Below are 11193 nucleotides of genomic sequence, written 5' to 3'. Positions count from 1 at the left end.
GGCGAGCACGCCGCTCCGCGGACCTTCGCGTGTCAGGGGGGCGTCGCCGGGCCCTCCGGGGCGGTCAAGGCTCGACAAGAGTCGCGTCATTTAACCGCATGGCCAGTATGCCTATCGGGCGTTCTCCTCATTCTCGTGGGGACGGAGCACGTCCGGACCGGCTCCGGGTCCCTCCGTGCGATCACCTCGGCTATCCCGGATCTCGAGAATGTTGGAGGCTGACTCTTGTCCCCGCTTCTGAGCGTCGTCGTCCCTTTCTTCAACGTGGAACGGTATTTCGAAGCGTGCCTGGCGTCGATCGCCAGGCAGACGCTCCGCGATCTTGAAGTCATCTGCGTGGACGACGGGTCGCCCGACGGCAGTGCCGTCATCGCCAAGGCGTTCGCCGGGAGGGACCGCCGCTTCCGGGTGATCCACCAGGAGAACGCCGGGCTGGGGACGGCCAGGAACACCGGCGCGCTCCACGCGACCGGCCGCTACCTGTGCTTCATGGACAGCGACGACGTGCTGCCCCCCGACGCCTACGAGCTGCTGGTCTCCTCGCTGCGCGAGTCGGACTCCGACTTCGCGTGCGGCAACGTCCTGTACCTCAACTCGGCCGGGACCTGGCGCTCGGGCCTGCACTCCCGGCCTTTCCGGGAGACCGTACGGCAGACGCACGTCAGCGCGCGTCCCGAACTGCTCCTGGACCGCACCGCGTGGAACAAGGTCTTCCGGCACGACTTCTACCGGGAGCACGGTTTCGGCTTCCCCACGGGCCTCTACGAGGACGCGCCCGTCACCATCCCGGCCCATGTGCTGGCGCGCTCGGTCGACGTGCTCGGCGACGTGGTCTACTACTGGCGGCAGCGGGAGCCGGGAGACCCGTCGATCACGCAGAGCCGTACCGCGCCCGGCAACCTGGAGGACCGGATCGCGTCGATCACGCGCGTCCAGGAGTTCCTGGCCGCGCACGGTTCCGCCGCCCTGCGGCGCCAGTTCGACGAGTCCGTCCTCCGCAGCGACCTGACCCTCTACGTCAACGCGGCGCTGGACGCCGACGAGGACTACCGCGCCCGCCTGGTGGAGAACGCCGGGTCGCTCGTCGAGCGCATGGACCCGGAGATCCTGGCCGAGCTCCCCTGGGAGCAGCGCCTGATGTTCGAGCTGCTGAGACGCCGCCGGGCCGAGGAGTTCACCGAAGTGCTGGCCGACCGGCGGGAGGGCGTCTTCCACGGTCTGACGCGCCACGCGTCCGGCTGGTACGCCGACCACCCGATGATGCACCGGGGCGTGCTGCCCAGGGAGGTCTTCCGCGCGGGCGACAACGACCTCAGCCTGGTCTGCCGGGTCGACCAGATCGAATGGCACAGCGACGACCACCGCCTGCGCCTGTCCGGCCGCGCCTACATCAAGGGCATCGACCTGCCCGCGGAGGACTCCTCCGAGATCACGGTGACGCTGCGCAACACCCGGACCCAGCGCACGGTCGAGCTGCCGGTCCGGCGGCTGCTCCGCACCGACGTGACCGCCTCCCGCCAGGGCGTGACCTGCTACGACTGGTCGGGCTTCGAGGTCGACATCGACCTCGCCGTGCTGGTCAGGTCAGCCCGGAAGGCCAGATGGCAGGTGGAGGTCGGGCTCACCGCGCAGGACGTCCAGCGCTCCGGCCCGCTGACCGCGACACCGAGCAGCGACGTCCGCCGCTTCTCCGGTGTCCCGGTCGCCCCCCACATCAGCCTGTATGTGGAGGTGAGCCCCGACGACGAGGTCCTGTTCAGGGTCCAGCGGGTCCACACCGTGGCGGAGCCCCGGCCGGGCGGCGAGGGGACGATCGAGGTGTCGGGCTGGGTGGCCTCCGAGGCGCCGGACGGCCCGGACCGGCCGGACGGTTCAGATGGTCCGGACAGCTCCGCCGGTCCGGAGGGGCAGGGCAGTCCGGACGCTCCGGAGGCTCTGGAGGGGAGACTGCTGGCGCGGCTGCGCCGCAGCGGCCGGGAGGTCGGCGTCCCCGCGCGCTGCGAACCCCTCGGCGGCGGCCGGGTCGGGTTCAGCGCCCGTCTGCCCGTCGCGGACCTGCTCCCGGCCGACCTGCCGGCCGGTGACCCGGCCGACCCGCAGATCGACCCCGACCTCAGGTGGGACCTGTCGGTCGCCGTGGGCCAGGACAGGCCCCGCAGGCTGATGGCCGGGCTCGTGGCCGCCGAGGAGTACGTGACCGTGGGGGACCGCGAGGTCGGCGTCGTCGCGGCCAGGCTCGGCCCGCTCAGCGCGGTGGTCCGTCCCGTCCGGCCGGCGGTGACCGGGGTCGGCTGGGGCGCCGACGACAGCCTTGACGTGACGGGCCGGTCCGCCGGGCCGGTGGACCCGCGGGCCCGGCTCGTCCTGCGCAGGGTGGGCGGCGGGGGGATCCACCACGTGCCGCTGGAGCGGGAGGGGGAGCGGTTCGCCTGCGCGCTCCCGCTGACCCGCGCCGAGCTGTACGGCGAGCACGTACCGCTCGGCGGCGGCCGGTGGGAGGTCCTGATCGAGTCCGGGGGGGAGCTGTCTCCCGTGAGGCTGGCCAGGAGCCTGCTCGCCGACCTGCCCGCCGTCCACACCGCCGGCCTGCAGACGTTCCGGGTGCGGGCGCACCGCGCGAACGGCCTGGCCGTCGACGTCCAGCCGGCGCTCGGCGCCGACCGGGGATACCACGCCCAGCGGCGCCTCACCGAGCGTGACTACCCGGCCTTCATGAAGGAGCCGCTCCGGGATCTCGTGGTGTTCGAGTCCTGGCGGGGGCATCAGTACTCCGGCAGTCCGCGGGCGGTGTACGAGGAGCTGCGGCGCAGGGGAGACGGCCGGGAGTGCGTGTGGGTCTCCGCGGACGGCGGGGGACGGCCGCCCGAGGGCGCCCGGGTCGTGCTGCGCGACAGCCGGGCCCACTACGAGGCCCTGGCCCACGCCCGGCACGTCCTGTCCGACGACAGGGCGCCGAGCTGGTTCACCAAGCGCGACGGCCAGGTCTACGTGCGGACGTGCCACGGCACCCCGCTCAAGCGGGTCGCCCACGACATCGCCGGCGGCCGCTTCGGCGCCGGAGCCGATCACCTGCGGAGGCTCGCGCTGGAGGTGGCGAAGTGGGACCTGCTGGTCTCGCCCAGCTCCTTCGGCACCTCGGTGCTGCCCCGCGCCTTCCGGTACGGCGGGCCCGTCCTGGAGGCCGGCAGCCCCCGCAACGACCCGCTGCACCGGCCCGGGAGCCGGGAGGAGGCCGCGCGGGTGCGGCGGGCACTGGGGCTGCCGCCGGACAGGCGCGTGGTGCTGTACGCGCCGACCTGGCGCGACGACCAGGTCCTGCCGGGCGGCAAGTATCACCTGGACATCCGGCTGGACTTCGGCCGGGCGCGCCGGGCGCTCGGTGACGGCCACGTCTTCCTCTTCCGGGGCCACCCGCACGTGTCCGAGACGCTGAGGCCCCTCGGCCCGGAGTCGGGGGCCGTCGACGTCACCCGGTATCCGGACGTCACGGACCTGCTGCTCGTCGCCGACGTCCTCGTCACCGACTACTCCTCGCTCGTGTTCGACTACGCGGGCACCGGCCGGCCGATCCTCCTGTTCGCCCACGACCTGGAGCACTACCGTGGGCGGCTGCGCGGTCTCTACCTCGATCCGGCCGAGGACGTCCCGGGCCCCCTGCTGGAGACCTCGGACGAGGTGATCGAGGCGCTGGCCGGCCTCGACGCGACCGCCCCGGCCCACGCCTCCGCCTACGGCCGCTTCCGGGAACGCTTCTGCCACCTCGACGACGGAGGCGCCGCCGCGCGGGTCGTCGACCACGTCTTCGGGGACTGACCCGGCCGGACGCCTCGCGGGCCCGCCGTACGGTCGCAGGCCCCGCGGCGGCGGCCGGGGGGGGTGTCGCGCCCGTGTCGCGGGGGACCGGGCGGCAACCCCGGCAGGGGCGGCACTCGGGTAGGCATGCATGCTTTCCCGGAAAATCACGGTAATTGTCCGATCGTCCGTCGGGGAGAGTCGCGGGCACCGGCGCCCCCGAATGACGCTGCTGGTCAAGAACCGGTATGGAGATGCTCTCTTGGCGCCCGAGTGTCAACCTTCGATCACGCAGGGTGGCCATGCTTGAAGGCATGAGGGCCTATTCGTTGAACGACGTTCACGCGACCCGCAAACGAAGAGACTCCTGGTGGACGGTCTTCGTGGTCGATCCGGTGGCGTGCAGGCTCACACTGCTCGTCGCCAACCACACAGCCATGACCCCCAACGGGCTCACACGTCTGTCGCTGGTTCTCGGAATGGGGTCGGCGGTCTGTTTCGCGTTGGGACAGCTCGTGGCGGGGGCCGCGCTGTTCTACGTGAGCTTCATGGTCGACTGCATGGACGGGAAGATCGCGCGGCTCAAGGCGACGGGGACCGCGTTCGGCCTCTGGCTCGACTACGTGGGCGACCGGATCCGGGTGGTCTGCTGCGCGGTCGGGCTGGCGTTCGGCCAGTACATGGCGACGAGGGACGTCTCCTACATCATGCTCGGCGCCGGGGTGGCCGTCCTGGACCTGTTCCGCTACGTCAACGCGCCGCAGATGAAGCGCGTCCGCGAGGTGGTCAAGGAGAACAGGCCGGAGCCCCGGGCGAAGGTCGAACCGATGGTGCCCCGGCAGCCCCGGCAGCCCGGGGAGCCCCGGACCGCCAGGCCGATCGGCCTGCGCCGCAGGTTCGGCCGGTTCCTGGTCCGCCACCGGGTGCGGACCCACCTGATCAGCGGCATCGAGTTCCACGCGGCGGTGTTCGTGGTCGCCCCGCTGATCGGGGTGGCGGCGCTGCTGCCCGTCTCGATCGTCGCGGGGGTGCTGCTCCTCCTCAACGAGGTCTTTTTGATCTACCGCATGTGGCTGTTCACCCGGGCCGTGCCTACCGTGCCGCACCCGGAGAACGTGCAGCGCGTACCTGTTTGATCATCTTTTACGGGGGTTCGTTGTCATGCAGTCCGACCGACCGATCTTTGTGATCGGCTGCCCGCGCTCCGGCACCACCATGCTGCAGCTCATGCTGCACTCGCATCCGCGCATCGCGGTGCCTCCGGAGACACGGTTCGTGGTGCCCGGTTACTACCGCAGGTTCGTCTTCGGGGACCTGCGCGAGCAGGGGAACCGGCGCAGGCTGGGCCGATGGATCGTGAGCGACAAGGACACCAAGTTCAAGGAGCTCAAGCTCAACGGGGAAGAGCTGATCGAGAGCATCGCCGCCGGGCCGCCCACGCTGGGCTCGGCGATGGGCATCACCTTCCGCTCCTACGCCGAGCAGCACAGCAAGTCCCGCTGGGGCGACAAGCGGCCCAGCTACTACCACCACGTGGACCTGCTGCTGCGCCTCTTCCCGGACGCCCAGTTCGTCCACCTGATCAGGGACGGCCGGGACTGCGTGTCGTCGCTGAAGGAGATGCCCTGGTACACCAAGGACATCTTCCACGCGGTGACCAACTGGGCCGAGGCGATCGACTTCGGCCGGCGGCACGCCAAGAACCTCCCGGCCGACAGCTACTACGAGCTGCGCTACGAGGACCTGACGGCCTATCCGGAGACCGAGCTCAGCAAGCTGTGCGACTTCCTCGGCGAGGACTACGACCCGGCGATGAGCGAGCCGCAGCATGTGGCCCGGATGGCGATCCCCGAGCACAAGGTCTGGCACAGCAACACCCACGGAGACGTGACCACCGCCCGGACCGGCTCGTGGAAGTCCAGGCTGGAGCCCTGGGAGCTCTCGGTCTGCGAGACCGTGCTGGCCGAGCGGCTGACCGCCAACGGCTACGAGCTGAGCGGGGCCCCCAAGGCGGGCCGGGAGCACGTCGAGGCGTGCGAGAGGGCGGCGACCAAGCGGCGCTGGGCCCGCCGGCGCAAGGAGTTCCGCGACCGCCTGAACCGCTTCCGCGAGCCGAGTCCGGTGGCCGCCCAGCTCACCACCCGGCAGCTCGGCGAGCTGGCGAAGGTCTGACAATGCAGTCGGATCGGCCGATCTTCATCGTGGGCTGTCCCCGCTCGGGGACGACGATGCTGCAGCTCATGACGCACGCCCACCCCCGCATCGCGATCCCTCCGGAGACCCGGTTCATGGTCACCGCCTACCAGCGGCGGCTGCACTTCGGCGATCTGAACGACCCGGCACGCAGGCGCGAGCTGGCCGAGTGGGTGGTCAACCGCCGCCAGTCGCGCTTCCACGATCTGGGGCTGGACGGCGAGGAGGTCATCCGGCAGATCGTCGACGGGCCGCCGACGCTCGGCTCGGCACTGGGCATCATCCTGCGCTCCTACGCGACCCGGCACGGCAAGCCGCGCTGGGGCGACAAGCGGCCGTCGTACTTCCAGCACATCGACGTGCTGCTCCGGCTCTTCCCGGACGCCCAGTTCGTCCACCTGATCAGGGACGGCCGGGACTGCGTGGCGTCGCTGAAGGAGATGCCCTGGTACAACGGGAGCGTCTACAGCGCGGTCGCCGGCTGGGCCGAGGCGATCGACTTCGCCCGGCACGGCGCGCCCAAGCTCCCCGAGGGCAGCTACCACGAACTGCGCTACGAGGACCTGACGACCGACCCCGAGGCCCATCTGCGCCGGCTGTGCGAGTTCCTCGGCGAGGAGTTCGCCCCGGACATGTGCGAGCCGAAACTGGTGGCCGGCATCGCCTGCCCCGAGCGCAAGACCTGGCATTCGCGTACGCACGAGGACGTGACCACCTCGCGGTCGGGCTCCTGGCGGGAGCGGCTGGATCCCTGGGAGATCTCGCTGTGCGAGAGCGTCCTCGGAGACCGGCTGGAGACCTACGGCTACGAGCTCAGCGGGGCGCCGAAGACCGACACCTCGCGGATGGTCGCCTACGAGCGGACCGCGGCCAAGCGCAAGCTGGCCCGGGTCAAGCGGGTGGCCTTCGACCGGCTGATACGGCTCCGCGAGCCGAACCCGCTGGGCGCCCGGCTCACCGCCGGCCAGCTCGTGCTGGCCGGGGTGCCGCTGCCCCGCACCGAACCCGCCAAGGTCAACGGCTGACCCGCCCGGACGGACGTTTCCGCCGGACCGCCGGTCAGCGGCCGACCCGCGGGCGCGGCCCCCACCAGGTCGGCGGCCAGTGGCCGGCCCGCCCGGACGGACGTTTCCGCCGGGCCGGCGGTCAGCGGCCGACCTGCGCGAACAGGGCCTCCCAGCGGTCCAGGACCCGTTCCAGCCGGAACGCCTCGACGTGCGCGCGAGCGGCGGTGCCCAGCCGCCGCCGCTCCTCCACCGAGGACATCAGCCCGGCCAGGGCCGCGGCGAGGGCCGTCACGTCGGCCGGCGGCACCAGCAGGCCGGTCTCCCGGTCGACGACCAGCGTCCGCACCCCGCCCGACACGTCGAAGGCCACCGAGGGCACGCCGTGGGAGGCGGCCTCGCCGAGCACGAGCGGCAGCCCCTCGTGCTCGCTGGAGAGCCCGAGCAGCGATCCGTCCAGATACTCGCGGCCCATCTCGGCGGCGGGCACCGCGCCGCGGAACACCACCCGGCGCGCCACCCCGCACGCCCGCGCGTGCGACCGGAGGCGCTCCAGCTCCTCGCCCTCGCCGATCAGATGCAGCTCCCAGTCCCCGCCCACGGCGCGGCAGGACTCCGCGAAGGCCGAGATCAACCGGTCGAACCGCTTGACGCCCTCCAGCCTGCCGACCCCGAGCACCCGGTGGCCGGTCAGCTCGGCGGTCCGCGCCGGCCAGGCGGGCAGCGGATTGGGGATGGCCCAGGTGTTGGGCAGCAGCGCGTGCTCGGAGAACAGCCAGGCGTCGTCCTCGCTGAGGAACACCGCCTTCTCCAGCCGGCCGTAGTGGCCCCGGACCGAGCCGAGGTGCCAGGAGCCCCGCGCGTGCTCGTAGGACCCGTGATACTGGCCGATCGGGAGCAGGTGCTCCGGGAGCAGGGACGCGAGCCGGGTCACCACCCCCGGGGAGGCGAGCACCGCGAAGCCGGCCCCCAGCTCCCGGAACAGCCCTCCGAGCACGCGGCGCTCGCGGTGCCTGCCCAGCCGGGAGACCTTGCCGATCGGCGTGCGGTGGATCACGTGGTGCCGGTATCCGGGCCGCTCCACGTAGCGGAACGGGCTCTCGGCCCGGTGCAGCCCGACCACGTGCACGTCGTGCCCCCGCTCGGCCAGGCCCTGCGCCACGGTGTGGGTGACCCGCTGTATCCCGCCGAGCGTGTCGGCGTCCATGCAGGCGAACACCACCGAACCCGTCCGGACACGCGGCTCCGGCCCCGTCCGGACACGTGGCTCCGGGCTCACCGCGACCACCACGGCGGGGTGAGCCGGATGGGCGACCACACCGGCAGGGGCAGGCGGACCGTCCGCCGCGCGCCGTCCCGGCCGCGGACGCCGTCCCCAGTACGGCTGTCGTCCCGGGTACGGCTGCCGCCCCGAGTGCGGCCGTCGTCCCGGGCGTGGCTGTCGTCCCGGGCGTGGCCGTTGATCCGGGCCCGTCCGCCGGCCGGGGCCGGGGCCGGGCCGAAGAAGGCGTCCACCACCTTCGCCGAGGCGTGCCCCTTCTCGTCGGCGCACCACGTCCGGCGGAAGGCGATGTATCGGGCGGCGAACGACGCGGCCGCCCCGTCGAGATCGCGGAGCGCGCCGATCAGCTCCTCCGTGGTGGTCAGGCAGGGACCGGGGGCGATCGACGGCAGGTCGTGGTAGACACCCCGCTCCACGCGCCGGTATTCGTCCCAGTCGTCGATCAGGAACAGCATCGGCCGGCCGGTGATCGCGTAGTCGCACATCAGGGAGGAGTAGTCGGTCAGCAGCGCGTCGGAGGCCAGCATCAGGTCGTTGACCTCGGGATAGGAGCCGGCCGGGCGGACGAAGTGGCGCAGGTCCTGCGGCACCCGGTAGCGCTCCACCGGGTGGGGGCGCAGGATCACCACCCATTCGTCGGCGAGCGCCTCGGCCATCATGGTCAGGTCGGCCCGGACGGACCGCCCGGAGGATCTGGCCCGGTCCCGGTAGGTGGGCGCGTACAGCAGCACCCTGCGCCCCGGCGGGAGCTCCAGACGCTCCCTGACCCGCCGTACGGCCCCGTCGTCGCCGTGGACGAGCACGTCGCACCGGGGGGATCCGTAGCGCAGGACCGGCCCCTCGTATCCGTGGGACGGCAGGAAGACCCGTTCGAACTCGGCGCTCGGCGACACCAGCGCGTCCCAGCGCGCCACCGCCGCCCGCCACTGCTCCCGCGGCCCGGGGAAGTCGGCCCGCAGGTCCGGCGAGTTGAAGCCGACCGACTTGATGCCCTGGCCGTGCCAGGTCTGCAGGTAGCGGGTCCTGGGTGGTTTGGGGTAGCCCAGCGGCATGCCGTGGCTGTCCACCCAGTAGCCGGCCCTGGCCATGGTCCACAGATGGCGCCAGCTCATGCGGCGCACCACCTTGGCGTCGGCGGGGAAGTTCCGCCTGTTCCTGGCGACGGACCAGACCATGTCGAGGGGCGCCCGCCGCCGCCTGAGCTCCTCGTAGACGTAGCGCGGATTGCCGGTGTATCCGGCGCCGACGTCGGACTCGAACAGCGCCAGGTCCCGGCGCGGCGGCACGACCCTGATCAGGCCCTTGTAGACGCGGAGCTTCACCTCCGGCCGCCCTACCCGCCTGATCACCCTTCGGGCGAACCGTCCCAGCCGGGGCACCGGCCGGAGCAGGCCCCTGCGCCGCCACTGCACCCGCAGGACCGCGGCGTGCCCCTCCGCCCTGACCGTGACCCGGTGCCCGGGGACGGTGGCGGTGAACGGCCCGGCGGCCGGGTCGACGAGCAGCCGGTCGGTGGTCACCCGGCCGTCGGCGCGGACGATCCCGACCTGGGGATCGTAGTGGCCGCCGAAGCCCAGCGGGCCATGCCTGAACGTGGCGAGGTCGACGGTCGCCTCGCTCAGGTGGCTGCCGTCGTCCTGCGCACGCGGTGCCAGCGGCACCTGCCGGTCCCACATGCGCAGGGACGCGCTCCAGCCGGGGTTGGCGGCGAGCACCCCGAACGGGTCGTAGGTCCTGATCGTCAGCGTGACCCGGGTGCCCTCGCCGGTGAAGGCGGCCTCGTGGCGGAGCCGGGAGGCGGTGTAGGGCAGCTCGGCCATCCGCAGCGAGGTGATGTCCATCCGCTCGTCGGGGACGGTGCCCCAGTAGGTCCGGCCGCCCTGCCGTACGGCGGAGCGCGGCGCGGCCTGCGGCCCGTTCAGCGAGCGGGCGGCGACCAGGAGCTCGTCGGTCCGGCCGTCGAGGATCAGCCCGCAGCAGATACGGGCGACCGGCTCGATCCGCGTGAAGACCTCGGGGTCGATCTCGGCCAGGTAGGGCCGGACGAGCGAGGCGAACTCCTCGGCCCATGCCAGGTCGCGCGAGGGCAGCGGGTTGAGGTAGACCCGCAGGTCCTGGCGGAGGAAGCGGCGATGGCGCTCGGGCACCAGGTGGGCCAGGCCATGGCCGCGCAGGACGTCGTCGCTCAGCCGGGCCGCCCGGATCCGGTGCCGGACGTTGTCCAGCTCCTTGACGCGCAGCGAGATGGACAGCCGTGCCCCGTCCTTCTCCTGGGCCCGGTGCCAGAGGTAGACGACCCACGGGACCACGGCGAAGCGCCGCGCGGCGCAGTAGAGCTCGGCGCTGAAGACGTGGTCCTCGTAGTACAGGTCCTCCCGGAAGGGAAGCCGCCGCAGCAGCTCAGCCGGGTAGAGCTTGTTGGTGCTGAAGGAGTCGAGGAACAGCTCGGGCTCCTGGGCGATCCCCCCGACGGTCCTGCGCCTGGCGAACAGGTCGGGGTAGTAGCTCTGCGTCCTGCCGCTCCACTCGTAGAGCCGGGAGATCTGTCCGGTGACGAAGTCGGCGCCGGTCCGTTCGATCTCCAGCACCATGCTCTTGCAGGCGTGCCGGGTCAGCCGGTCGTCGCTGTCGAGGAACATGACGTACGGCGCGCGGGCCGCCGCCACCCCGCTGTTGCGCGGCCGTCCGCAGCCGCCGCTGTTGACGTCCGCGCGCAGGTAGCGGACCCGGGGGTCCTCCCGCTGGAGCTCCCGCGCGACCCGTTCGGTGTCGTCGGTGCTCGCGTCGTCGGAGATGATCACCTCGACGTTCCGCAGCGACTGGTCGAGCACCGACCGCACGGCTCTGGGCAGCCGTGCGGCGTCGTTGTAGGTGATGACGACCACGCTGCAGTCCGGTGGATTGATCACATTATGTGGTGTT

The 11193-nt window shown here is 72.2% G+C and carries 6 protein-coding genes; 4 read left to right on the top strand and 2 right to left on the bottom strand.

Going from position 1 to position 11193, the window contains the following annotated elements; translation table 11 throughout:
• Positions 1-225 precede the first annotated feature (225 nt).
• From ACWDS7_RS20400 to ACWDS7_RS20385, 4 genes are all read left to right on the top strand, one after another.
• Positions 226-3813: a CDP-glycerol glycerophosphotransferase family protein gene (locus ACWDS7_RS20400; protein ID WP_451930531.1), complete on the top strand. Its 3588-nt coding sequence runs from the start codon at positions 226-228 to the stop codon at positions 3811-3813.
• Positions 3814-4106: 293 nt separating this feature from the next.
• Positions 4107-4928, top strand: coding sequence for a CDP-alcohol phosphatidyltransferase family protein (locus ACWDS7_RS20395; RefSeq protein ID WP_306859432.1), 822 nt, complete (start codon positions 4107-4109; stop codon positions 4926-4928).
• Positions 4929-4953: 25 nt separating this feature from the next.
• Positions 4954-5964 carry a sulfotransferase family protein gene (locus tag ACWDS7_RS20390; protein WP_306859430.1) on the top strand — a complete coding sequence of 337 codons (1011 nt, stop codon included), beginning with the start codon at positions 4954-4956 and terminating at the stop codon, positions 5962-5964.
• Between the two features lie 2 nt (positions 5965-5966).
• Positions 5967-7010 (top strand): sulfotransferase family protein, encoded by a 1044-nt coding sequence (locus tag ACWDS7_RS20385; RefSeq protein ID WP_306859428.1) that lies wholly within the window; start codon positions 5967-5969, stop codon positions 7008-7010.
• Positions 7011-7131: 121 nt separating this feature from the next.
• On the opposite strand, the gene ACWDS7_RS20380 is transcribed toward ACWDS7_RS20385, so the two are convergent.
• The gene (locus tag ACWDS7_RS20380) at positions 7132-8196 is read right to left on the bottom strand and encodes a glycosyltransferase (protein ID WP_451930530.1); all 1065 of its coding nucleotides are present in this window, start codon (positions 8194-8196) and stop codon (positions 7132-7134) included.
• Positions 8197-8264: 68 nt separating this feature from the next.
• The gene (locus tag ACWDS7_RS20375; RefSeq protein ID WP_451930529.1) at positions 8265-11180 is read right to left on the bottom strand and encodes a bifunctional glycosyltransferase/CDP-glycerol:glycerophosphate glycerophosphotransferase; all 2916 of its coding nucleotides are present in this window, start codon (positions 11178-11180) and stop codon (positions 8265-8267) included.
• Positions 11181-11193 lie beyond the last annotated feature (13 nt).

The sequence above is a fragment of the Streptosporangium sp. NPDC003464 genome (assembly GCF_053588315.1).
The sequence above is the reverse complement of the archived record's forward strand: the minus strand, read 5'-3'. Positions and strand labels throughout refer to the sequence as shown.